This is a genomic window from Shimia litoralis, assembly GCF_005518135.1.
GTDB classification, from domain to species: domain Bacteria; phylum Pseudomonadota; class Alphaproteobacteria; order Rhodobacterales; family Rhodobacteraceae; genus Shimia_E; species Shimia_E litoralis.
Window position 1 is genome coordinate 20,638 of sequence record NZ_SULI01000010.1, and the last position, 22,254, is coordinate 42,891.

24 protein-coding genes are annotated in these 22,254 nt (G+C 54.7%); 15 read left to right on the forward strand and 9 right to left on the reverse strand.

Annotated elements, in window-relative coordinates:
• Positions 1–112: 112 nt before the first annotated feature.
• Genes FAP39_RS09940 through FAP39_RS09950 form a run of 3 tightly spaced genes read left to right on the forward strand, consistent with a single transcriptional unit; the run spans position 113 to position 2,545 of the window.
• Entirely contained in the window at positions 113–772 is a 660-nt protein-coding gene (locus FAP39_RS09940) for a DUF6778 family protein (RefSeq protein ID WP_138016251.1), read from the forward strand.
• Between the two features lie 37 nt (positions 773–809).
• The gene (locus FAP39_RS09945; protein WP_138016252.1) at positions 810–2,006 is read left to right on the forward strand and encodes an RSP_2647 family RNA methyltransferase; all 1,197 of its coding nucleotides are present in this window, start codon (positions 810–812) and stop codon (positions 2,004–2,006) included.
• A complete protein-coding gene (locus tag FAP39_RS09950; RefSeq protein WP_281280249.1) occupies positions 2,003–2,545 on the forward strand; it encodes an RSP_2648 family PIN domain-containing protein in 543 nt (180 codons plus the stop codon). The genes FAP39_RS09945 and FAP39_RS09950 overlap by 4 nt, the downstream gene beginning before the upstream one ends.
• Before the next feature lie 50 nt (positions 2,546–2,595).
• On the opposite strand, the gene FAP39_RS09955 is transcribed toward FAP39_RS09950, so the two are convergent.
• From FAP39_RS09955 to FAP39_RS09975, 6 genes are all read right to left on the reverse strand, one after another.
• The gene (locus tag FAP39_RS09955; RefSeq protein WP_138016253.1) at positions 2,596–3,288 is read right to left on the reverse strand and encodes a M48 family metalloprotease; all 693 of its coding nucleotides are present in this window, start codon (positions 3,286–3,288) and stop codon (positions 2,596–2,598) included.
• Between the two features lie 48 nt (positions 3,289–3,336).
• A complete protein-coding gene (locus tag FAP39_RS09960) occupies positions 3,337–4,485 on the reverse strand; it encodes a M24 family metallopeptidase (protein WP_138016254.1) in 1,149 nt (382 codons plus the stop codon).
• Between the two features lie 149 nt (positions 4,486–4,634).
• Complete coding sequence (locus FAP39_RS09965; RefSeq protein WP_138016255.1) at positions 4,635–5,819, reverse strand: vWA domain-containing protein; 1,185 nt, start codon at positions 5,817–5,819, stop codon at positions 4,635–4,637.
• Positions 5,820–5,823: 4 nt separating this feature from the next.
• Positions 5,824–5,991: a hypothetical protein gene (locus tag FAP39_RS17525; protein WP_171006826.1), complete on the reverse strand. Its 168-nt coding sequence runs from the start codon at positions 5,989–5,991 to the stop codon at positions 5,824–5,826.
• 5 nt (positions 5,992–5,996) lie between these two features.
• On the reverse strand, positions 5,997–7,313 hold the full coding sequence (locus FAP39_RS09970; protein ID WP_171006827.1) for a DUF2927 domain-containing protein: 1,317 nt from the start codon (positions 7,311–7,313) through the stop codon (positions 5,997–5,999).
• 44 nt (positions 7,314–7,357) lie between these two features.
• Positions 7,358–7,813, reverse strand: coding sequence for a GNAT family N-acetyltransferase (locus FAP39_RS09975; RefSeq protein WP_138016256.1), 456 nt, complete (start codon positions 7,811–7,813; stop codon positions 7,358–7,360).
• Between the two features lie 263 nt (positions 7,814–8,076).
• Here FAP39_RS09975 and FAP39_RS09980 point away from each other — a divergent pair, with 263 nt between their 5' ends.
• Positions 8,077–8,661: a hypothetical protein gene (locus FAP39_RS09980; RefSeq protein WP_138016257.1), complete on the forward strand. Its 585-nt coding sequence runs from the start codon at positions 8,077–8,079 to the stop codon at positions 8,659–8,661.
• 30 nt (positions 8,662–8,691) lie between these two features.
• Here the strand turns inward: FAP39_RS09980 and FAP39_RS09985 are convergent, their stop codons facing one another.
• Positions 8,692–9,531 (reverse strand): AAA family ATPase, encoded by an 840-nt coding sequence (locus FAP39_RS09985; RefSeq protein WP_138016258.1) that lies wholly within the window; start codon positions 9,529–9,531, stop codon positions 8,692–8,694.
• 184 nt (positions 9,532–9,715) lie between these two features.
• On the opposite strand from FAP39_RS09985, the gene dksA reads away from it, so the two are divergent.
• Entirely contained in the window at positions 9,716–10,138 is a 423-nt protein-coding gene (gene dksA, locus FAP39_RS09990; protein ID WP_138016331.1) for an RNA polymerase-binding protein DksA, read from the forward strand.
• A 71-nt stretch (positions 10,139–10,209) separates the two neighbouring features.
• Positions 10,210–11,388 carry an FAD-dependent monooxygenase gene (locus FAP39_RS09995; RefSeq protein ID WP_138016259.1) on the forward strand — a complete coding sequence of 393 codons (1,179 nt, stop codon included), beginning with the start codon at positions 10,210–10,212 and terminating at the stop codon, positions 11,386–11,388.
• A gap of 28 nt (positions 11,389–11,416) precedes the next feature.
• Here FAP39_RS09995 and xth read toward each other — a convergent pair whose 3' ends face one another.
• Positions 11,417–12,196, reverse strand: a complete 780-nt coding sequence (xth, locus tag FAP39_RS10000; RefSeq protein ID WP_138016260.1) for an exodeoxyribonuclease III — start codon at positions 12,194–12,196, stop codon at positions 11,417–11,419.
• Positions 12,197–12,622: 426 nt separating this feature from the next.
• On the opposite strand from xth, the gene FAP39_RS10005 reads away from it, so the two are divergent.
• The 3 genes from FAP39_RS10005 (at position 12,623) to FAP39_RS10015 (ending at position 15,269) form a co-directional block, all read left to right on the forward strand.
• Complete coding sequence (locus FAP39_RS10005; RefSeq protein WP_138016261.1) at positions 12,623–13,186, forward strand: DUF6749 family protein; 564 nt, start codon at positions 12,623–12,625, stop codon at positions 13,184–13,186.
• A gap of 62 nt (positions 13,187–13,248) precedes the next feature.
• Positions 13,249–14,325, forward strand: a complete 1,077-nt coding sequence (locus tag FAP39_RS10010; protein WP_138016262.1) for a DUF6902 family protein — start codon at positions 13,249–13,251, stop codon at positions 14,323–14,325.
• A complete protein-coding gene (locus tag FAP39_RS10015) occupies positions 14,325–15,269 on the forward strand; it encodes a DMT family transporter (RefSeq protein WP_138016263.1) in 945 nt (314 codons plus the stop codon). The genes FAP39_RS10010 and FAP39_RS10015 overlap by 1 nt, the downstream gene beginning before the upstream one ends.
• Positions 15,270–15,278: 9 nt before the next feature.
• On the opposite strand, the gene FAP39_RS10020 is transcribed toward FAP39_RS10015, so the two are convergent.
• Complete coding sequence (locus tag FAP39_RS10020) at positions 15,279–15,602, reverse strand: HesB/IscA family protein (RefSeq protein ID WP_138016264.1); 324 nt, start codon at positions 15,600–15,602, stop codon at positions 15,279–15,281.
• Positions 15,603–15,702: 100 nt separating this feature from the next.
• Between FAP39_RS10020 and FAP39_RS10025 the strand changes: the two genes are divergently transcribed.
• From FAP39_RS10025 to scpB, 6 genes are read left to right on the forward strand one after another with little or no spacing between them, the layout of a single operon-like run.
• Positions 15,703–16,845, forward strand: coding sequence for a deoxyguanosinetriphosphate triphosphohydrolase (locus tag FAP39_RS10025; protein ID WP_171006828.1), 1,143 nt, complete (start codon positions 15,703–15,705; stop codon positions 16,843–16,845).
• A gap of 59 nt (positions 16,846–16,904) precedes the next feature.
• Positions 16,905–18,650 (forward strand): arginine--tRNA ligase, encoded by a 1,746-nt coding sequence (gene argS / locus FAP39_RS10030; protein ID WP_138016266.1) that lies wholly within the window; start codon positions 16,905–16,907, stop codon positions 18,648–18,650.
• Between the two features lie 38 nt (positions 18,651–18,688).
• Entirely contained in the window at positions 18,689–19,732 is a 1,044-nt protein-coding gene (locus FAP39_RS10035; RefSeq protein ID WP_138016267.1) for an SPOR domain-containing protein, read from the forward strand.
• Positions 19,729–20,733 (forward strand): beta-N-acetylhexosaminidase, encoded by a 1,005-nt coding sequence (gene nagZ, locus FAP39_RS10040; RefSeq protein WP_138016268.1) that lies wholly within the window; start codon positions 19,729–19,731, stop codon positions 20,731–20,733. Before FAP39_RS10035 ends, nagZ begins: the two co-directional genes overlap by 4 nt.
• On the forward strand, positions 20,726–21,523 hold the full coding sequence (locus FAP39_RS10045) for a segregation and condensation protein A (protein WP_138016269.1): 798 nt from the start codon (positions 20,726–20,728) through the stop codon (positions 21,521–21,523). Before nagZ ends, FAP39_RS10045 begins: the two co-directional genes overlap by 8 nt.
• Positions 21,516–22,175: an SMC-Scp complex subunit ScpB gene (scpB, locus tag FAP39_RS10050; protein ID WP_138016270.1), complete on the forward strand. Its 660-nt coding sequence runs from the start codon at positions 21,516–21,518 to the stop codon at positions 22,173–22,175. The genes FAP39_RS10045 and scpB overlap by 8 nt, the downstream gene beginning before the upstream one ends.
• The last annotated feature ends 79 nt before the right edge of the window (positions 22,176–22,254 follow it).

The following is a 22,254-nucleotide window of genomic DNA, read 5'->3' on the forward strand; positions in this document are numbered from 1 at the left end:
GTAAATGGGGTGAAATTCCTCTGAATTGAACAAGATTTGACGCATTCTTGCCCCAATTCAGGATCAAATTGTCCAAGACGCTAACGGACCTGGGGTCCAAGGAGTAATGGACATGAAACGTGTTCGATTGACAGCATTGATGATGATTTTGGGCTTGGGCGTTTCCGCCTGTGCCACTGTGGATACAGCTTCACGGAATACCCCGATGGAGCAAATGCCAACCGAAATGGTTGCGCCTGCACCGTCTTTCCAACTGGCCGGGTATGATGTGAATGTCCCTCTGAGCTTGGAAGTTTCCGAGGCCAACAGCTATTATCCCGGTGGGGATATTGTGTGGCGCGGTGATCCCTATGGAAACCGTTACGAACAAATCGGCGCGATTTTCGAAGATGCGATCCAAGTTGGCGCAAGCCCACTGCAGGGCGCGTTGCCCGTGATGGTCGAAATCGAACTTAAGCGTTTCCACGCTTTGACCGAAAAAACGCGTTATTCTGTTGGTGGCATCCATTCGATCGAATTTGTGATGACGATCCGTGATCCGCAAACCGGCGCGGTGATCCGTGGTCCACGCGAAATCAAAGCAGATTTGGAAGGGTATGGCGGGTCCAAGGCTATTCAAGCCGAGGCACGCGGCCTGACACAGAAATATCGCATCACACAGCATTTGGCCCGTGTGATCCGCGAAGAGATGACTTTGGCAACTGGATGGGTTCCCCCGAAAAAGGGCGTGACAGCACGGATTGTGCCTTTGGAACCTGTAAAGCCAATCTGATCTTTCCATGATCCGCAGAAAGCTATAGGAGGACGGCATGATGCCGTCCTCTTTTCCCGTTGTTCGCCTTAAACCAAAAGCCAATGCGCGCGCTGTGCGCCATGGGTTCCCTTGGGTTTATGATAATGAAATCGTCACAGATCGCCGATCCCGCGCTCTGAGTCCCGGAACGTTAGCCGTTCTTGAAGATTCGGAACGTACTCCAATGGGGGTGGTTGCGACCAATCCGAATTCCCGCATTTTTTGCCGGATGATTGACCGCGACCCGACGGCCCAGATTGATCAGGCGTGGTTTACCGCCAAACTGGCCCGCGCGCTGGAGATGCGTGCGCGGCTTTATGATCAGCCATTTTATCGCCTGATCCATGCCGAAGCTGATGGCTTGCCTGGTGTCGTGATTGACCGGTTTGGGGATGTGGCTGTGGTACAGCCCAACGCCGCATGGGCGGATGTGTTGCTCGAGCCATTGGTGGCGGCCTTGGTCGAAGTCACCGGCGTGAGCACGGTTCTTAAGAATAGCGCAGGCCGCGCGCGCAGCCTTGAAGGGCTGGAGGATGACAGTGGTGTGGTCGTTGGCACGGCACCCAGCGCGCCTGTTTCGGTGGTCATGAACGGCGCGACGTATCTGGCCGATTTGACGGGTGGTCAAAAAACCGGTCTGTATTTTGACCAGCGGATGAACCAACGGTTCGCAGCGTCTCTTTGCAAAGAGGCCAAAGTGCTTGATGTGTTCTCGCATGTTGGGGGCTTTTCTCTGGCCAGTCTCGCTGCTGGTGCGACAAGCGCGTTGGCGGTTGATGGATCAGCGGCCGCGTTGTCATTGGCCGAGCAGGGCGCCGAGCAGGGCGGAGTTTCGGACCGTTTTGCAACCCGCAAAGGCGACGCATTTGATGTGCTCACAGCTTTGGCAGAAGAAGGGGAAACCTTTGACGTTGTCATCTGTGATCCTCCTGCCTTTGCACCATCAAAGCCCGCGCTCGAAAAAGGGTTGCGTGCGTATGAACGGATTGCCCGACTTGCGGCGCCGTTGGTCCGCGAAGGCGGATATCTTGGCCTGTGTTCATGTTCGCATGCGGCGGATTTGGCACGGTTTCGTGGCGCGTCCACGCGGGGGATCGGACGGGCAGGGCGCCATGCGCAGTTGATCCATACTGGCTATGCTGGGCCTGATCATCCCTTGATGCCTCAGCTTGCCGAAAGCGGATATCTCAAAGCATTGTTCTATCGCCTGTGACGCGGGCACTGCTTGATACCTGTGTGATGTACCCAACAGTGATGCGTGAAATCCTGTTGGGCGTGGCCAAGGCAGGGGCGTTTGCGCCGCTTTGGTCCGACCGCATTCTTGAAGAATGGGCGCGTGCCGCACGTAAACTGGGCCCGACAGGCGAACCCCAAGCGCGTGCAGAAATCGCGTTGGTGCGGGGGGATTGGCCCAATGCGTCGGTCACATGGAAGCCCTCTTTGGAAGACCGGCTATATTTGCCTGATCCGGCTGACGTGCATGTTCTGGCAGCGGCGATTTCCGGGTCGGCGGATGTGATCATCACCATGAACGCCAAAGACTTCCCACGCCAGACTTTGGCCGAAGAAGGTCTTGATCGCGCCGATCCTGATGCCTTCTTGCGAGAGATTTGGGGGCGTCATCCAGACTTGGTGGGGGATGTCGCCGAAGCTGTCCGTCAAGAGGCCGAACGCCTGTCTGGCGACACGTGGGATCTCCGAAAGCTGCTCAAAAAGGCGCGTTTGCCACGACTTGCCAAGGCTTTGGCTTAGTCAACACGTCTGGTCTCAACGGCACGCGACAGTGGGAGCGGGTGCTAAAGTCAGGTGCCGGACACACCCCATTTTTTCTCAAGGGCTTCTATGGCGAGGATGCGTTGTGGTGTTTTGGGATGGCTTAACAACCATGCCGGCGTCGTGCCTCCACGCGATTTGGTCAAGGCTTCCAGTTTTTCAAACAGCGACTTTTGGGCAGATGTCCCAATGCCGGATTTTGACAACAAAGCAGCAGCATAGGCATCTGCTTCGTATTCGTCGCTGCGTGACAGCCGTGCCGCCAAGGTGGATGTGGCCAAATTTGCGATCATGACGCCAATACCTGGCAAAAATCGCCCCAAGACCATGGCCAATGCAGTTCGCAGTGCATTTTGACCGGAAAAATCAATCATCCGACGTCGGGAATGCCCCAAGGCAACGTGGCCAAGTTCATGTGCAATCACGCTGGCCAGTTCTTCGGCAGATACATTGCCCGCCCGATATTGTTCATAAAATCCGCGGGTAATGAAGATACGCCCATCTGGCGCGGCAAGGCCGTTGACGGGTTCAATCTCAAAAATATGCACGCGAATGCGGGGCAGGTCGAGCGCTTGCGCCATTTTGCGAATAAGCGGCACAAGCGCCGGATCAGCCAGTTCTGTCGAACGGCTGTCGAGATCTCGAGAGGTACGCCACGCGGAAAAGCGATAGACAACCACAGCATAGATTAGGGCCAACAGGATTGGGGTAAAGCGCAACATGTCAAAGATATGGGGGTATCGCCCACAAAGGGCAAGCCACGGTTTGGTCTAGCATTGGATCAAATCGGGGGCATGTCGTGACAATCGTTCAGTCCCGTCGCGAGTGACCAGCACAGAATGCCCAAGGCACATGGCCCGCCCAGAGTCCTGATCCATCAGGATCATATGTAAAAAGAACACCTGATTTTCCTGCATAACGGTCGGGTTGTTCTCATAAAACATTGGGAAATCCACCCAGATTGGCGCATAGACGGCCCCCATGCCATAGCCACAGGCATTCAGCCGCGCATGATGCAGACCATGTGCATCAAACACTCGAGCATGTGCGGCATAGACGTCTCCCATTGGTGCGCCGGGCTTTATGGCCTCTTCACAGGCCAACAGGGCCTCGTGGGCGGCGGCATGCATGCGGATATGTGCCTCATGCGGTTGGCCAATGATCAATGTTTGCATCATTGCCGCATGATACCGTGCAAATGCGCCCGACCATTCAAGGGTCAACTGATCCTGCGCGTCCAAGTGGCGTCTGCCAGATGCCGACCGACACAACAGCGCCCCGTCGCCAGATCCGATGATGAACTCATTTCCAGCGTAATCGCCTCCTGCGTCCAAAACCGCAGCCTGCATCGCCCCAAGGATTTGGCCCTCAAAAGCGCCTGCGTGCGTGTGCGCCAGTGCCGCATCGAGAGCATCATCCGACAACGCAGCAGCCCTGCGATGCATGTCGACTTCGGCTTGTGATTTGTGGCGGCGTAATTCGGGAAACAGGTCCGAGTGATCCTGCAAATTGGGCGAGGCGGTCCGCAAGCGGTGTCCCCAATAATCTGTCAGGCCTGCTGTCCGCGACTCAAAGCCCAAGCGATTGGGGGCGACGCCCAATTCGGCCAGAAGGGCCATCAGCCGGGCCACAGGATCTACGCCCTCGATGTCTACCCAGATGTGTATGTGGTCCGCCGAAAGGGTCGAGGTCTGAAGCGCCTGCAAACGATCCGGCGCACGCGTCAGAAGATGGATATCTCCTTGCGCGGTCAAGATCATACATTGGAACATGGCAAACCCGAATGTGTCATATCCGGTAAGCCAATATTGACTTTCGGGTGCAAACATCAAAATGGCATCCAGTGCCGCGTCAGAGACAGCGGCGACCGCCCGGTTCTGGCGCATATTGTATTCTTGTGTGGAAAAATGTCGGGGCATGGTGCTGTCCTGAATTATGTCTACACCACCCAAGAGCGTCCCAACGAAAAAATCAACCAGTGACCTCCCATCCTACAATCCTTGCAGGCGTCAGCGCGCGCTGCCACGCGAGCGCGCCAGACATGGGTGTGGACACATGCAGAGTGCGTTTACCGGGTGAGGTCTTTCATACCTGCCTCGATCCCCTTTAGGGTCATTGGCACCATGCGGTCCTCGAAAATTTCCCGGATCATCGAGATAGAATGCGTATGTTCCCAATATTGTTCCGGCAGCGGATTGATCCAAAGGTTCGAGGGCCATTGCGCGCGGGCGCGATCAAGCCAGACTTGGCCCGCTTCTTGGTTCCAATGTTCGTTAGCCCCACCCGGATATGCGATCTCGTAAGGAGACATCGAAGCGTCACCGACGAAAATGCACTTATAATCAGGCCCATAGGTGCGCATGATTTCGTGCGTTGGAATCTGTTCCTGCCAACGACGCGAGTTGTCGCGCCAGACGCCTTCGTACAAACAGTTATGAAAATAGAAGTACTCAAGGTGTTTGAATTCTGTGCGCGCGGCGCTGAACAATTCTTCTACGACGCGAATATGCGGGTCCATTGAGCCGCCAACGTCTAGAAACAACAGTACTTTTACGGCATTCCGGCGCTCTGGTCTGGTTTTGACGTCCAGATATCCGTGTTCGGCAGTGGCCCGAATTGTGCCGTCCAGATCCAATTCGTCTGCCGCGCCATCACGTGCCCACCTGCGCAGCCGCTTGAGAGCCACCTTAATGTTGCGTGTGCCAAGTTCGATCGTGTCATCGAGGTTTTTGAATTCGCGTTTGTCCCAGACCTTGACCGCGCGCTGGTGTCGGCTTTCTTTTTGGCCGATCCGCACGCCTTCGGGGTTATACCCATACGCTCCAAACGGCGATGTACCTGCGGTGCCAATCCATTTGTTACCGCCTTGGTGGCGCCCTTCTTGATCTTTCAGGCGCTCTTTGAGCGTTTCCATCAGTTTGTCAAAACCACCAAGCGCGTCAATGTCGGCCATCTCTTCCGGGCTCAGGTGTTTTTCGGCCATCTTGCGCAGCCATTCTTCGGGGATGTCCACCGCGTTCAGCACGTCTTGCATGCTGATCTGGTCCAAGCCTTTGAACGTTGCGGCAAATGCACGATCAAATTTGTCGATGTTGCGCTCGTCTTTCACCATCACCGTGCGGGCGAGGTAATAGAAGGCTTCGATGTCATAGGTGACAAGGCCAGCTTTGACACCCTCTAGAAAGCTGAGGTACTCGCGCAGAGAGACGGGCACACCACCATCTCTGAGGTTTTCGAAGAACGGCAGAAACATAAGATCAGATCGCCATACGGTGGATGACAAGCGTGATAAACATGCCAACGAGAGCAAAAATCAAAGCATAAACAACGGCATATTGCAGGATGTCTAATCCCTTACCCTTGCGCCGCTTGGCGGTGAGACCACCGAGAATGGCACCAATCAGGCCACCGAACAGTACAAACATCTGACTTAGTATCTCCCTTTCAGCGGACTAAGCGCCGAAATTTCGCGAATTTTTGCGCGCACGGCCCAGTCCGGGCCAAATCCGTACCGCGCCCAGCCAAGACTGTCCAGACGGGTATCAGCCGCTTCTTGAGGGCGATTCACCAATTCCAGCGCTTCAGCACGCAGAAGCATCAGACTCGAGAGCAGGGCGGCGTTCTCATATTTCGCTGCGGTCGCAAGCTGCGGGTTGATCAAATTCAGGGCTTCTTGGCCGCGTCCCGCCGAAATGGCGTGGGCAGAAAGCTGGGTGGCAACAAAGGCGCGGTGTGGTCCGGCCAAGGGGGTTTGGCGAAATACGCGGTCTGCATACAAAAACTGTGTATGGGCTTGGGCCGAGTCATAAGATTGCAGTAGCCGCCCCATGGCATAATGGCTGAACCCAAGCCGATGGTCGCGCCAACCTTGTTGCTTGGCAATCTTTAGGGCGCGTGCTGCGGCATTCCTGCGTTCAGCCGCGCCGGATCCGGGGCCAAGCGCTGTTTGGACCGCATCAATCCATGTACGAGGTGTGGCAGGGAGTGGGTTGGAACTTAGCCGGCCGCCGCGCGGATTGATCAACGACAGGATTAACGGGAGACGCTGTGCAACTTGATTACGAGTCATGCCATTGGCCAGCGCGGGGTCATAATACGCCCGCAGCACAGTCATATCAAATCCGGTTAAAACCGAATGCACATCATCATCATTAAAGACACTGTCCGAGAGACGATACAGGTCGTTCAATGGACCCAATGCTTGGGCCAGTTCCTCGTGAAGGCAGTTGCGCACTTCTTGTGGGCTGGTGTCATTGGGCAAGAAAATCGCGAGGGTTTCGCGTTTTTTGAGCTGACCCCAGTCTGATTTTGCTGTGCGGCGCGACCCACGATACTGAGACAGGCTGGTGATGTTCGGGGCGACAAAACATGCCGCTTGCGGCAGGGCGCGGCTGATTTGGGAACGTGTGACGACTTCAATGGTGATGTTGGCGTCTTTTGCGCGTGTCTGGGTAATGTCGATACGGGCTTCGTTGCGCAAGCGATATAGCAAACGCGACAAATCTGCGCTGAGGGTGGCGGGTGGTTTGCCAGTCACACGTACGGTGATCGGACCCTCAAACCGGGTCATTGCTGGCAAGGATCGCCCGCTTTCCAGCTTAAAACTCAGATCCAGAAAGTCGCGAGCTATATCGCGATTGGACCGTGTGGGGGCGCTGGGTTGGGGGACTGCGAACACCTTCATCGGCGGCAACGATGTATCAGATATCTTGCCACGGGTCGGAGTTTCGCCGTCAGGTGTCGGCATACAGGCGCTTAGGGCCAAGCACAGAGGGATAAGGGTTCTACGTATCAAGGTCTTTGGTACTTAATAAATGGAGTTAAGACCCCGATGCGGTCATAAAGTTTGCGCGCAGGGGCATTAAAATCTTGGGTCAGCCAATATACATTTGGGGCACCCGCAGCGTCCGCCGCCTCATAGGCGGCTTCGATCAATTTGCGTCCGATACCCGTGCCACGGGAGTCTGGTGTGGCGTAAAGGTCTTGTAAATAACAGACGTTTTCAACTTTCCAGCCGTGACGGTGAAACAGATAGTGGGTCAATCCCACAAGATGCCCGTCTTGTTCAGCAACCAAGCAAGAAAAATCCTGTGGGTCATTTCCCATCAATCGAGCAAAGGTGGAGACATAGATTTCTTCGGGAAGAACGGTTTCATAGTATTCCAGATATCCGGTCCACAATATGCGCCACTGGGCTTCATCCGAGGCGCGCAAGGGGCGAATGACAATATCAGACTTGGTATTCATGTGATCCGCCATTCTGTGCTGAAGCTCGGGTTCGAAAACCATACAGGGAAATTTGGGGCAAGAATAAGACGGAATTGCGTGAAAAGAAAAGCCTGATCGCGAGAGTTCTGATTGGAAATGCGGTGATTTCCCGTTATGTTTGTAACAAATAATAATCGGGTGCCCTGTTTTATGAGTGTGTTTCGAAATCGTGGCGTGGAAGTGTTGATAGACACCACGAAGCCGCAGAATTTGATATTGCAGGGTGTCAAATTCCTAGAGGGATGATTGAACTGGTTGAGGCCTATGCGCGATTGGATGTGGCTAGAGAGCTGACGTTTGACGAAACTGCCAAATTGGCCGAACTTCAATCCTCAGAGATTGTCAGAACCATTCGCGCCTCGGCAGAGATTGGCGCGGCTGGTCGTCAAAAGCGCAAGGAATACAAAGAACGTCAGGCAGAAAAATATGCCAAATCCCAGCGAGACGCGTTTGGTGAGGAAACTGCAGCTGCCGAGGTCGATGTTGATGGTCTTACAATCCGAGATGTTGGTGCCCCAGAAATGTGGGTTGCGGCCGAAGGTGCAGGCAGCGCATCCGCTTTGTCAACTGCTGAGGAAGTCCCCGATCTATCAATATCCAGCGATGTTGCCGTAGAGATAGAAGAAAATTTTGTCACCATTCGGATGACGGATGGAACTGTCATGCGGCTACGTGGGAATAGGGCGGACATTTTTCGTGAGAAAATGGCAGACCTGACGCTCGAAATGCCAGTTGTGCAGATGAAAGCCTTGTCAGATCAGACAAAATTACCGGTACGTACAATCGAAAGTGTCATTGCCGCACTTCAGGCGATGCGGCGGCAATGATCTGTTATTATGCGGATTCTTTGATCCAGATTACCGCTTCGCGCGCGCCATGAATGCCAAACGTTCAAACAAGTGAACGTCCTGTTCGTTCTTGAGCAACGCGCCATGCAATTTCGGCAAGGCGTTTGCCCCGTCGCGCCTCAGGTCTTCGGCATCCAAATCTTCTGCAAGCAACAGCTTGAGCCAATCCAGAACCTCGGATGTCGAGGGTTTCTTTTTCAAACCAGACGTATCGCGGATTTCATAGAATTGCGTCAGGGCGGTCGTCAGCAATTGTTCCTTGATGCCAGGGTGGTGCACTTCGACAATTGCGCGCATCGTGTCAGCGTCCGGAAAGCGGATATAGTGAAAGAAACAGCGTCGCAGAAATGCGTCAGGCAGTTCTTTTTCATTGTTGGAGGTGATGATCATGATCGGGCGGTTCTTTGCCTTGATCGTTTCACCTGTTTCGTAGACGTGGAACTCCATCTTATCGAGTTCCTGCAACAGATCGTTGGGAAACTCGATGTCGGCTTTGTCAATTTCATCAATCAGCAGGACGATTTTTTCATCTGCATCAAAGGCTTCCCAGAGCTTGCCCTTTTTGATGTAGTTTTTCACGTCATGCACACGTTCGTCGCCCAGTTGGCTGTCACGCAGGCGCGACACGGCATCATACTCGTACAAACCTTGCTGGGCTTTGGTGGTGGATTTGATGTTCCACTCGATCATGCGCAGCCCCAGAGAGGCCGCAACCTGTTTGGCCAGCTCGGTTTTGCCTGTGCCTGGTTCGCCTTTGACGAGCAATGGCCGTTCCAGTGCAACAGCCGCGTTGACCGCCACGGTCAGATCGTCGGTTGCCACGTATGACTTGGTGCCTTCGAATTTCATGAAAATTTCCTGCATGTGATCACTTGTTAGGCAGCACAGTATCTCGAACAAAATTTCACCGCAATGACATGCTAGGGGTAGTGACAATCCCGTGGCGCTGCGTTACATGCCGGAGCTATGAGAGGGGGGCTCGATGTCTGATGACACTATGTTCGCGGATGTCGACCACACAGAGGGAGCAGATATGAAAGCTGAATCTTTCCTGCCCGACGATTACCGTCCAGCAGAAGATGAACCATTCATGAATGACCGGCAGATCGAGTATTTCCGCCGGAAGTTGAATAATTGGCGTGAAGAACTGTTGGCTGGCAGCCGGGATACAATTGAAGGACTGCAAGACAGTACCCGCAATATTCCTGATGTTGCAGACCGCGCTTCGGAAGAAACCGATCGGGCGCTTGAACTGCGCACGCGGGATCGCCAGCGCAAGCTTGTCGCAAAAATCGACTCTGCTATCCGTCGCCTTGACGAGGGCGAGTATGGGTATTGCGAAGTCACAGGCGAGCCAATCTCGCTGAAACGTCTCGATGCACGTCCGATTGCAACCATGAGTTTGGAAGCACAGGAACGTCACGAACGGCGTGAAAAAGTGCACCGCGACGACTGATCCGATCACAAAATGCAAAAACTATGAGCGCCGGGGTTTTGCCCCGGCGTTTTTCGTTCCAAAAGGTTGCCATGGATATATCGGGACTCAATACGATCGTGATTGGCGCTGGCATTGGCGGGTTGACTGCGGCTCTGGCGCTGCGGGCCAAAGGGGCTCAGGTCACGGTGCTGGAACAAGCTGCAGAGATCACCGAGGTCGGAGCCGGCATACAAGTCAGCCCAAACGGGTTTGTGGTTCTCAAGGCACTGGGCTTGGGACCAGAGTTTGAAGCCGTCGCCGTGCGCGGGCAGGCCGTTGAATTGCGCGACTACCGGCATGGGCGACTGGTCACGCGTCTTGATCTCGGGCTCTTGGATGATGATCAGCCCTATTTCTTTGTGCATCGGGCAGATTTGATTGATTTGCTCGCGGATGCGGTGCGCAAAGCCGGAATTCGCGTGCGGCTGCTGCAAACAGTTGACCGCGTCGATGTCGGGCAGGCACCTGTTGTCCATATGACAAATGGGGCAAAGTTCTCTGCAGACCTCGTGATAGGGGCGGATGGGCTACACTCAAAACTGCGGCCCAGTTTGAATGGTACATCGGCACCGTTTTTCACACGCCAAGTGGCGTGGCGCGCTACCGTTCCAAACGTGATGGATCACCCGGAAATTGCCTGTGTGCATATGGGACCGCGCCAACATCTGGTCAGCTATCCATTGCGTGGCGGGGACCTTGTGAATTTGGTCGCGGTTCAGGAACGCAGCGAATGGGCGGATGAGGGTTGGGCGCACACGGATGATCCCGACAACGTGCGTGCCGCGTTTTCAGGGTTCGGCGGTATGGCGGCCAAGTGCCTGGCTCAGGTGTCCGAGGTCGGGCTTTGGGGGTTGTTCCGGCATCCGGTCGCAAAGGTCTGGCATCAAGATCACTGTGCGCTGTTGGGCGATGCTGCCCATCCAACCTTGCCGTTTATGGCACAGGGCGCGGTTATGGCGATCGAAGATGCATGGGTTCTGGCGGATGCGTTGGGGCGCGCGCCAGACATGGAAATGGGGTTGGCGCGGTATCAGGCACGCCGTTATTCACGCGTTTCCAAGGTCGTCGAAACGGCGAGCAAAAACGCGTGGAAATACCACCTGTCGTTCCCGCCGTTGCGGATGGCTGCCCATTTGGGATTGCGTATGGGCTCCGCAGTTGCGCCAGAAAAACTGTTGCATCAGTTCGATTGGATTTATCGCCACGATGTGACGCAAGAAGACCAGTAACAGGCGCCGCGTTTTGGCGTGCCCTGACTTATGCGTCCAATTCCACCCAGACGGGAACGTGGTCTGACGGCTTTTCGCGCGCACGTATATCTTTGTCTATCTGACAGTCGCGCAACAGATCGGCACATTGCGGGCTTAGCAAAAAGTGATCAATGCGAATACCGTCGTCTTTGTTCCAAGCACCGGCTTGATAATCCCAAAATGAATAATGACCTGGGCCGTGGGTGCGGGCGCGGAACGCTTCGGTGAACCCAAGGTTCAAGATGCGCCTGTAAGCCGCGCGGCTTTCAGGGCGGGCCAGCGCGTCTTGCTGCCATACCTCGGGGCGCTTTGCGTCTTCGTCTTGGGGGATGATATTGTAATCCCCTGCCATCAAAAAGGGTTCCTCCGCCGCCAAAAGGTCCTGCGCACGTGCGTGTAGTCGTTCCATCCATGCAAGCTTGTAGTCGTACTTTGGTCCGGGGCAGGGGTTGCCATTCGGCAAGTACAGGCCACAGACGCGCACGGGTGTGTCGCCCATCACGGTCGCTTCGATCCAGCGGGCCTGTTCGTCACTCTCATCTCCGGGAAGTCCCCGCGTAACATCCTCTAGCGGCAGCTTCGATAGAATGGCCACGCCGTTAAAGCTCTTTTGACCGTGTGTTTCGACGCTATATCCACGATCTTCAAAGATTTCGCGCGGGAACCCTTCGTCTACTGATTTGATTTCCTGCAATAGAACGACGTCTGGCTGCGCTTCATCAAGCCATTCAGGGAGTGCATTTATTCGAGCCTTGATGCCGTTGATGTTGAAGGTGGCGATTTTCATGGCGCGCTCCTGACCAAATTTCCAGAGTATCTTTGTGTATCTCGCAAGCGGATGCCACTGGCAAGACGTGCTATTCGTTAACTCTTGGTAAATATTTGTCGCACAGCAACCAGTGGGGCGTTCGGAGTGCGGTCGCAAAGCGGCGCGAATCTTGCCATCCGATTCCCCAATTTCCGGTCAAAAACCGTGCCTCTGAAGTGCAACTTTTACGTGTGTATTTTGAAATGTGGCACAAATTAGGCATAAATACGGCCAAATTTTGAAAAAAATTTCTCACAATTTAACAGTTCATAAACAATGGGTTAGTGTGACTTTTTGTGTTGTGTGAATTTGAGATAAGCACCAATAGCGAGAAAAATTGTTTTGCAAGACCCGTTATACGTGCAATCCTGATGGTGCTCAAAACTTCAACCTGGAGGGTATCAAATGCTCGCTCAAAAATCTGTCGAAATGGTTAATGAAACGTTTGCAAACCGTGCGCTGCCACGCTCGGGAACCAGTCTGCATGATGGTCTCAATACTGAGATGTTTACGTCAGGTTTGTCGCCTGAAATGGCAACGGATGCGTTGACCGGAGATGGCGCAGAAATGTTTACATCTGGTCTGGTCCAAATGTTCACATCCGGACTTGCACCAACCGGCACAGCGCAATCGATCTCTGGTGAAGGCCTTGAAATGTTTACTTCAGGCTTGGCTGCAAGCGGCAATTCGGCCGACAGCGGTGACGCGGTCGAAATGTTCACATCCGGTTTGGTACAGATGTTTACGTCCGGTCTTGCGCCGACATCACAAGCCCAAGCAACAGCAGGCGAAGGCCTTGAAATGTTCACGTCTGGCCTTTCGGCAACAGGGACATCAACAGAAAGCGGAGATGCTGTCGAGATGTTTACCTCTGGCTTGGTACAGATGTTCACATCGGGGTTGGCCCCTCAGGCCACTGTTCAAGCCCAAGCAGGGGAAGGCGCAGAGCTTTTCACTTCTGGTCTCTGAACCACGATCTCAGGGAACGGGGCGCGTATGGAGCGCGCCCTTTAGAATAAAGGGAAATATCCATGTCCAATATCGTCCAATTGAACGTCCCGTCCCTGCGACAGTCGCATCAAGACCGCTATGGCGCCTTGATGCAAAGCTTTGCCAAGCACCGCCGTTTTGGTGACGATGTGTTTTGGCTCAAGGAAAATGCAGAGCTTTTGAACATCCTCGAATGCTCTGGGGCCAAGGTCGGTGAAGATGCTCTGATGACCTACCAAGGGTTTTATGCCCAAGTCGAAAAGCGCTTGCAGTTTTTTCCGCAGTATTATCGGTTTTTGCTGTCGATATGTTTGGATCTCGAAGATCTTGGCATGGCGGGATCAAAAGGTGCCGCATTGGTGGATTGGGTTGCCGAACAAGGGTTTGCTCATGCAGAGCTGTCTGATTTACAACGGATGGAAGCCCGCCGTTTGATGGCACGACGGGGGCAGGACCCATTTGCACGCGACGGCGGTCTCGAGGACCGGATGCGTCAGTTCATTGCACGGTCTGCAACGTTTGCAATGCCAAACAAAAAGGCGGCTTACGAACTCACGCATGCGGTCTTTTACCTGTCGGAATATGGTCGCAAGGACCCGCAGCTTGATACAGAGACCCGCACATCTCTAGAGTTTACAGGGCTGCTTGCCTTTCTGGAACAAAATGCCGACCTTTTGGCCGAAGTCTGTATCGCTTTGACATACGGTGGCTTTGCAGTGCCAGAGATTTGGAAGACCTGGCTTGTGCGTCACACACATCTGTTTGACGTGGAAAGCGGGGGGCAAGTCACACCGCAAGACGATTACCACGAGTTTCTGGTATGCAACTGGATGATGTCGACCTGTGGCCAACAGGGTTTTTTCAAGCCGATGGCTCATGATCGGATGGCATTTTTCCGCCCTGAAGGCACCGCGGGGCCTCTGCGTGAATTGTCCGAATGTATGTATAATCTGGATGAGGCCCGTACAGACGATTGGGAAGCCATGCGTCCGCTGGTGCTGGATCAACTGTCAGAAGACGCACAAGTTGTGGTCTCTTGGGCGGAAACCTCATCAGACAAATTTGGCGCATTCTTTCAAGGGTTTGCGCGAACAAGTCTGGCGTTGGTGGCAATGTGATGGCCAAAGTGGATCAAGCAGTTTTGACGGGCACTGGATTGGTCGTTGTCTATACGTTGATGATTTCATCTGCGGATGCGATCACAAAGTTCATCGCCAACGGCTATGCGGCACCGCAACTATTTGCCTTGTCAGGGGTCATCGTCGCGACCTTATCGTGGGGAACGGCGCGCTTTGGGAATACGCCGCAGAGTCTGCGCACATCGTGCCCAAGGGCAATGGCCTTGCGTGCCATGCTCACCGTGATTGGATCGATTGCCTTTTTCTATGCCTTTCGGTGGCTTCCATTCGCTGAAGTATTTGTTTTCATCGGTATGATGCCAATCTTTGCGGCAATATTTTCCGCACCAGTCTTAAAAGAACATGCGCGCCCAATGGCGTGGGCAGCGTTGGTTGCGGGTTTCATTGGTGTGCTTTGTTTGTTTCCGAGCGGCCTTATGTCGGTGTCTATCGGGCACCTGGTTGCCGTTTTCGCCTGTCTTTGTGGCACGATGTCGATGGTTCTGGCGCGCTATATCGGCAAATTTGAGACCAACGCGCTGGCTCAGGTTTTTTATCCGAACATGGCTCTCGGGGTGACAATGGCGATGGCATTGCCCTTTGTCTACGTCGCGATGCCCGTGACGGATTTGCTGTGGGTGGTCTGCTACGGGATATTCCTGTTTGCGGCGCGCTGGCTTCTGGTGGTGTCGTTACGGTTGATGGCGGCCTATGCCGTCACACCCTTGATGAACCTACAATTTGTGTGGATGGTGGTGATTGGCGCGGTGATATTTGGCGAGATCCCCGCCGCGAACGTATATCTGGGGGTGGCGATTGTGATCGGCTCTGGCATTTTCCTGATCTATGAACAGCTTCAGCCGAAACCCGCCCCCTATCCGTGGGCGAATTGGCTTAAGGCGCGTCAATTGGATGTCATGCAGAAAATTAAGATCGCACGATAGTGTGCTGATTTACATTGAAAAACTGGTTCCGCAGCCGCATGAACTTGTCGCATTCGGGTTCTCAATCACAAAACGCGCCCCGATCAATTCTTCGGTAAAGTCGACGACAGCATTGGCCAGAAACGGCAATGAAACGGCATCAACAACCACCTTTTCGCCGTGGCCTTCTAGGACCAGATCATCTTGTGATGGCGCATCCAGTTTGATCTCGTACTGAAACCCGGAACAGCCGCCACCTTCGACGGCGACGCGCAGGGCCTGTCCCTGTGATCCCGCTCCGATTTCGGCAAGCCGTTCAAAGGCTCTGTCTGTTACTTTTGGCGGCAGTTGCATGTTGTGACTCCTGACACGAGGTCGCGCGAAAATGGCCGGTTCTAAACGGCGTTCATATACAATATAGAAACCCTAGTGACAGGCCACAAGGACCAGCATCATGCGCGCTGCCTATGCATCCAATCCAGCCAACGCCCGGGGACGGCGTGTGCCGGAAGAGGAGAGCTCTTTTCGATCTTGTTTTCAACGGGATCGCGACCGAATTATTCACGCCAGCGCCTTTCGGCGTCTCAAACACAAAACCCAAGTTTTTGTCGAGCACGAGGGAGACTATTTTCGCACGCGCCTGACGCATTCGATTGAGGTCGCTCAGGTGGCGCGCACCATTGCAGGGGCTTTGGGCTTGGATCAGGGGCTGACCGAAGCCGTCGCGTTGGCTCACGATTTGGGACATACGCCGTTCGGGCATACCGGCGAAGATGCGCTTGACGCATTGATGGCACCTTATGGCGGGTTTGATCACAATGCACAGGCCGTGAAAATTGTAACGTCACTCGAGCGTCATTATGCAGAGTTTGATGGTCTGAACCTGACGTGGGAAACCCTCGAGGGGATTGCGAAACACAACGGCCCCGTCACGGGCACGTTGCCGCACGCCTTGGCCGACTATAATGCGGTTCACGATCTAGAGCTGGACACATATGCCAGCGCAGAAGCCCAAGTTGCGGCGCTGGCGGATGACATTGCCTATAACAATCACGACTTGCATGATGGGTTGCGCGCCGGATTGTTTGACGAAGATGATATCATGGACTTACCCATTGTTTCAGAGGCTTATGCGACGGTGGATGCGACCTATCCGGGATTGGACCCAATCCGTCGGCGCCACGAAGCCTTGCGGCGGGTGTTTGGCGTGATGGTGGCCGATGTGATTGATGTCTCGCGCGATTTGTTGGTTCAGAGCGGAGCAAAAAGCGTGGCGGATGTGCGCGCAAATGGAGCACCTGTCGTGCAGTTTTCGCCGACGCTATGGGCGGATTTGAAAGAAATTCGCACGTTCTTGTTTACGCGTATGTATCGTGCGCCGTCTGTTATGGTCAAACGCGCGCAGGTCACCAAGGTGGTCGAAGATCTGTTTCCCTTTTTCATGCAGGACCCGTCGACATTACCAGCGGCATGGCAACCCGACATTCGGTCGGCCACGGACGAGACGGCCCTTGCGCGGATTGTGGCAGATTACATCGCAGGCATGACGGATCGCTTTGCGTTGCAGGAACATGCGCGTCTCTTTGATCTATCCTGATCGGTTGACCTGACCGTCAGCAATGATAAACCCGCCTTTAAATCAAAAGGACGGGTCCTATGAACCTTTTCACCGAAATGCGCGCGCTGGTGATCTCGGCGCTGGAACAGATGCAATCCCAAGGCACCCTTCCTGAAGGGGTGAGCTTTGACAATGTCACGGTCGAGCCACCGCGCGATCCAGCGCATGGCGACATGGCGACAAATGCGGCGATGGTCTTGGCCAAACCTGCCAAGATGAAGCCGCGTGATATTGCCGAGATGCTGGCTGAAAAACTGGCGCAAAGCGACCGCGTTGATAGCGCACAAGTTGCCGGTCCTGGGTTCCTGAACTTACGTTTGGCACCTGTATTGTGGCAGGGCTTGGTCAAGGCCGTTCTGACGACCGGTTCTGGGTTCGGGCGTTCCGATATGGGGCAGGGCAAGCGGGTGAACGTTGAATACGTGTCGGCGAACCCGACCGGACCGCTGCATGTTGGCCACACTCGTGGTGCGGTGTTTGGCGATGCTTTGGCCAGCCTTTTGGATTTTGTCGGCTTTGATGTGACCCGCGAATATTACATCAACGATGGTGGTGCACAGGTTGATGTGTTGGCACGGTCGGTGTTCGAGCGGTATCGCGAAGCCAATGGATTGAACCCAGAGATTGCCGAAGGTCTTTACCCGGGTGATTATCTTGTGACAGTCGGTGAGGCGCTGAAAGCAAAGCATGGTGACAGCCTTTTGGATCAACCCGAAAGCGTCTGGCTCGAAGATGTACGCACCTTTTCGACCGATGCGATGATGGATTTGATCCGTGCTGACCTGCTGGCACTTGGTGTTAAAATGGATGTGTTCTATTCCGAAAAGTCGCTCTATGGCACCGGACGGATCGAAGCCGCGATTGCAGAATTGAACGACAAGGGCCTGATCTATGAGGGGGTGCTTGAGCCGCCCAAAGGCAAGAAGCCCGAAGATTGGGAGCCGCGCGAGCAAACCCTCTTCAAGTCTACAGAACACGGTGACGACGTAGATCGCCCCGTCAAGAAGTCAGACGGTGGTTGGACCTATTTTGCGCCAGACATTGCCTATCATTATGATAAGGTTTCCAGAGGCTTCGACGCTCTTATTGATGTGTTCGGAGCCGACCATGGTGGCTATGTAAAGCGCATGAAAGCGGCGGTGTCCGCGCTGTCAGATGGTCAGGTTCCCCTTGATATCAAGCTTACGCAATTGGTTAAGCTTTGGAAAAACGGCGAGCCTTTCAAGATGTCCAAACGGGCAGGCAACTTTGTGACACTGCGTGACGTGGTGGATCAGGTTGGCCCGGATGTGACCCGGTTTGTGATGTTGACGCGCAAGAATGATGCGCCGCTTGATTTTGATTTCGATAAGGTTCTGGAGCAATCAAAGGACAACCCTGTGTTCTATGTGCAATATGCACATGCGCGGGTGTGTTCGGTATTGCGCAAAGCCCACGAGGCCGGAATTACAGCAGATGATGCGGTATTGGCGCAAGCTGATCTGACCAAGCTAAGCCACGAAGCCGAGATATCGGTCGCCAAGAAACTGGCCGAATGGCCGCGTCTGGTAGAGCTTGCTGGCCGTACAAATGAGCCACACCGCGTGGCGTTCTATTTGTATGAACTGGCCAGCGAACTGCATGCCTTGTGGAACCGCGGCAACGAATTGACCGAACTTCGGTTCATTCAAGAAGGGGACGAGGCCACATCTCAGGCGAAAATTGCGCTCGCACGTGCCGTAGCCGTTGTTATTTCTGCAGGTCTTGGTATTCTCGGCGTAACTCCTGCGCAGGAGATGCGGTAATCAAGCTGTACGTCGCGCGGGGTTGAGGCAAAGGCAAGATGACCCCGGCGACAACGTATCGTCGCGGCAGCGAGGCGATTATGGCAGAGATTCCGATGTCGGGGCAAACCGTGCCCCCATCCGTGGCAGACACAGGCACCTCCGTGGTCAATTGGGCAGGGGCGGCGATTTCGCTGGCGCTTGTCGTTGGGACGTGTGTCTGGGGGTACAAGCTCTTGATACGGGATGTAAGCGGGGTGCCTGTTGTGCGCGCTGTCGAAGGCCCGATGCGTATTCAACCCGAAAACCCGGGTGGGCGCCAGGCAGATCACCAAGGATTGTCGGTCAATGATGTGGCCGCCATCGGCACAGCGGGTAAACCAGCAGATCGCTTTGTGCTGGCACCAGCACCGATTTCGTTGAATGAAGAAGATACAAATGTTGTGATGGCCCGCGCTCCGACCGCGCCCACGGCCTCCAGTACTGGTGTTTCGACACCCGCCCGCGCGGCATCGCCAGCGCAAGCTATTGTGGCCCCAGAGCCTTTGCAAAATGAAGAAATGATGTCGATCGAGGCGCTTGCAGCCCAGATCGCCGGAGATACCACGCCGCTGAGCACATCAGGTCCTGCGGATACGGCCCCCGTCAAGGTTGCCTTGGGACCGGTTGACGAGATGCCCGAAGCAGAAGCCATAGCTGAGGCACCCGCCAAGCCCAAGATTAAGGGTGGGATCAAGACATCGCTGCGTCCGCAATTGCGTCCTGCAACTTTGGGGCAGGCGGTAAAGGTCGCATCAGCAAGCCCGGCGGCTGCGGCGTTGCCAACCGTGGTACAAGCAGGAGATATTCCGGCGGGTACACGTATGGTGCAACTGGGCGCATTCGCCAGTGCAGAAATCGCGGTCGTCGAATGGGATAAGCTGAATGCCCGATTTGGGGATTATCTCGGTGACAAAACGCGCGTTATCCAAAAAGCCACAAGCGGTGGCCGCGTGTTCTTCCGGTTGCGGGCGATGGGCTTTAACGACGTAAATGACGCACGGCGTCTGTGTTCGGCACTCAAGGCAGAAAAAGCCGACTGTATTCCGGTGACCACACGGTGAGCCATTTTGGGGCCACTATTCTGGGGTGCGAAGGGCTTTCTTTGACGTCTCAGGAGCGCGCGTTCTTCAAAATTGCGCGGCCGTTTGGGTTTATCTTGTTTGCGCGCAACATCGAGTCGGCGGATCAGATATCGGCGTTGTGCCAAGATTTGCGTGACTGTGTCGGGTTTGATGCCCCTATTTTGATTGATCAGGAAGGTGGGCGGGTTCAAAGACTGCGGCCACCTTTGTCGCGCGCGTGGCCTGCGCCCCTAGATTTCGTGCAAGCTGCTGGCGAAAACGCCGAAAGAGCCATGTATTTGCGGTACCTGCTTACGGCGCTTGATTTGCGCGCTGTCGGCGTGGATGCAAACTGTGCGCCTCTGGTGGATGTTGCCTGTGACACCACGCACCCGTTTCTGAAAAATAGATGTTACGGCGATGATCCTGTGCATGTGGCGCGTCTTGGCCGCGCTGTGGCGGATGGTATGCGCGACGGCGGTGTGTTGTCTGTTCTAAAACATATTCCTGGTCATGGCCGCGCCCAAGCGGACAGTCATCTGGATTTACCCCGTGTTTCCGTGTCCTCCCAAGATTTGGTGCGCGATTTTGCGCCGTTCAAGGCGTTGAATGATCTGCCGATGGGGATGACCGCCCATCTTGTGTACGAAGCCCTTGATGATGCGCCAGCAACCACCTCTTCCAAGGTGATGTCCATGATCCGGCAAGAGATCGGATTTGATGGGCTGATCATGACAGATGACATTTCAATGCAGGCGCTGAGCGGGCCATTGGCGGTACGCTCAGAGGCGTCGATTGCCGCCGGGTGTGATGTTGTTTTGCACTGCAACGGCACCCTGTCCGAAATGCAACAGGTTGTAGATGCATCCGGAGAAATGACGGATATAGCCCAAAAACGGGCGATTGCAGTGCTCCAAGCCCGGTCTGAACCCGTTTCTGTTGACATTTCGGCGCTTGATGCTGAACTTAAAGCCCTTGTTATTGGGCTGGGGCATGGCTGAAGACAGCTTTGAAGATACACAGGCACAATCGGTTGCTGAACGCCTTGCTGCTGAGGCGCTGATTGTTGACGTCGAGGGGTTCGAAGGCCCTCTCGATTTGCTGCTGATGTTGTCGCGCACGCAAAAGGTCGACCTGCGCAAGATTTCAGTTTTGGAATTGGCCCGGCAATACTTGACCTTTGTAGAGCGCGCAAAACGTCTGCGCCTTGAACTGGCCGCTGATTATCTGGTGATGGCCGCGTGGCTGGCGTTTTTGAAATCACGATTGCTGCTTCCGCCTGACCCCACAGAAGACGGCCCTTCTGGGGAAGAGCTTGCTGCGCATCTGGCGTTTCAGCTCGAGCGGTTACAGGCGATGCGGGATGCCGCTGCCAAGTTGATGGCGCAAGATCGGCGTGGACGCGACTTTTTTGCACGCGGGGTACCAGAAGACGTTCAGCGGGTGCGGCGCGTGACATATACGGCGACCCTTTTGGATTTGATGCAGGGGTATGCCCGCATCCGGACGCGCGATGATTTTCGCCCGTTCGTGATGGATCGCGAGTCTGTGTATACCATGGAAGAGGCCTTGGATCGCATGCGCGGTCTCATTGGGTTTGCTGGCCAGTGGACCGATATCCTGAGTTATCTCCCGCAAGGATGGGAGAACGATCCGAAAAAGCGGCGCTCGGCGACGGCAGCGACCTTTGCGGCCTCGCTTGAGTTGGCCAAAGAGGGCAAAATTGAAATCCGGCAACCCGAGCTTTTTGCCCCGATCCAAGTCCGTAAGAAAGATGAAGACCATGCCTGAGGCTGTGGAAGACAAAGAAGAGAGCCTGTTTGAGGCGCCCCCAATCGCAGAGCAAGAGCGCATGTGCGAGGCCATATTGTTTGCCAGCGCTGACCCTGTGACGATCAAAGATATGAACAGTCGCATGCCACACGGCTGTGATGCGGCCGAGGCGTTGGTGCATTTGCGCAAGCGCTATGAAGGGCGCGGTGTGCGTGTGGTCAAGGTGGGGGATGCTTGGGCGATGCGCACTGCACCTGATCTTGGCTTCTTGATGCAGAAAGAAATGGTTGAAACACGCAAGCTTTCGAGGGCCGCGATCGAAACATTGGCCATCATTGCATATCACCAACCGGTAACCCGTGCAGAAATTGAAGAAATTCGCGGGGTCAGCGTCAGCCGAGGCACCGTTGACCAGCTCTTGGAAATGGAGTGGATCAGATTTGGCCGTCGCAAGATGACCCCTGGGCGCCCCGTCACGTTTGTGGTGACCACCGAATTTTTGGATCACTTCGGGCTTGAGAATGCGCGAGACTTGCCGGGACTCAAGGAACTCAGAGCTGCCGGGCTCTTGGAAAACCGGCCGCCACCGGGTGCAATGCCCACGGTGAGGGATGGCGAAGACGTTGAGGATGAGGCCACAGAGGGGCAGTCAGAGTTGTTTGAGGACTAGGGTTTCAGACAATTTCGGGCAAAGCCTTATATTTTGCACATTTTCCGTCTATATTAGGTGTCAAGGTAACAAAACAAAA

Bases quoted from the DNA above. Each gene is read 5' to 3' on its own strand.
- FAP39_RS09940 (WP_138016251.1), top strand. From the start codon at position 113: ATGAAACGTGTTCGATTGACAGCATTGATGATGATTTTGGGCTTGGGC.
- FAP39_RS10025 (WP_171006828.1), top strand. From the start codon at position 15,703: ATGCGCGCTGCCTATGCATCCAATCCAGCCAACGCCCGGGGACGGCGT.
- FAP39_RS09965 (WP_138016255.1), bottom strand. From the start codon at position 5,819: ATGTTTCTGCCGTTCTTCGAAAACCTCAGAGATGGTGGTGTGCCCGTC.
- FAP39_RS09980 (WP_138016257.1), top strand. From the start codon at position 8,077: ATGATTGAACTGGTTGAGGCCTATGCGCGATTGGATGTGGCTAGAGAG.
- FAP39_RS09985 (WP_138016258.1), bottom strand. From the start codon at position 9,531: ATGAAATTCGAAGGCACCAAGTCATACGTGGCAACCGACGATCTGACC.
- FAP39_RS09945 (WP_138016252.1), top strand. From the start codon at position 810: ATGATGCCGTCCTCTTTTCCCGTTGTTCGCCTTAAACCAAAAGCCAAT.
- dksA (WP_138016331.1), top strand. From the start codon at position 9,716: ATGAAAGCTGAATCTTTCCTGCCCGACGATTACCGTCCAGCAGAAGAT.
- FAP39_RS10005 (WP_138016261.1), top strand. From the start codon at position 12,623: ATGCTCGCTCAAAAATCTGTCGAAATGGTTAATGAAACGTTTGCAAAC.
- FAP39_RS10020 (WP_138016264.1), bottom strand. From the start codon at position 15,602: ATGCAACTGCCGCCAAAAGTAACAGACAGAGCCTTTGAACGGCTTGCC.
- FAP39_RS09995 (WP_138016259.1), top strand. From the start codon at position 10,210: ATGGATATATCGGGACTCAATACGATCGTGATTGGCGCTGGCATTGGC.
- argS (WP_138016266.1), top strand. From the start codon at position 16,905: ATGAACCTTTTCACCGAAATGCGCGCGCTGGTGATCTCGGCGCTGGAA.
- FAP39_RS09970 (WP_171006827.1), bottom strand. From the start codon at position 7,313: ATGCCGACACCTGACGGCGAAACTCCGACCCGTGGCAAGATATCTGAT.
- FAP39_RS10045 (WP_138016269.1), top strand. From the start codon at position 20,726: ATGGCTGAAGACAGCTTTGAAGATACACAGGCACAATCGGTTGCTGAA.
- FAP39_RS09975 (WP_138016256.1), bottom strand. From the start codon at position 7,813: ATGAATACCAAGTCTGATATTGTCATTCGCCCCTTGCGCGCCTCGGAT.
- xth (WP_138016260.1), bottom strand. From the start codon at position 12,196: ATGAAAATCGCCACCTTCAACATCAACGGCATCAAGGCTCGAATAAAT.
- FAP39_RS09955 (WP_138016253.1), bottom strand. From the start codon at position 3,288: ATGTTGCGCTTTACCCCAATCCTGTTGGCCCTAATCTATGCTGTGGTT.
- scpB (WP_138016270.1), top strand. From the start codon at position 21,516: ATGCCTGAGGCTGTGGAAGACAAAGAAGAGAGCCTGTTTGAGGCGCCC.
- FAP39_RS10015 (WP_138016263.1), top strand. From the start codon at position 14,325: ATGGCCAAAGTGGATCAAGCAGTTTTGACGGGCACTGGATTGGTCGTT.
- FAP39_RS10035 (WP_138016267.1), top strand. From the start codon at position 18,689: ATGACCCCGGCGACAACGTATCGTCGCGGCAGCGAGGCGATTATGGCA.
- FAP39_RS09960 (WP_138016254.1), bottom strand. From the start codon at position 4,485: ATGCCCCGACATTTTTCCACACAAGAATACAATATGCGCCAGAACCGG.
- FAP39_RS17525 (WP_171006826.1), bottom strand. From the start codon at position 5,991: ATGTTTGTACTGTTCGGTGGCCTGATTGGTGCCATTCTCGGTGGTCTC.
- FAP39_RS10010 (WP_138016262.1), top strand. From the start codon at position 13,249: ATGTCCAATATCGTCCAATTGAACGTCCCGTCCCTGCGACAGTCGCAT.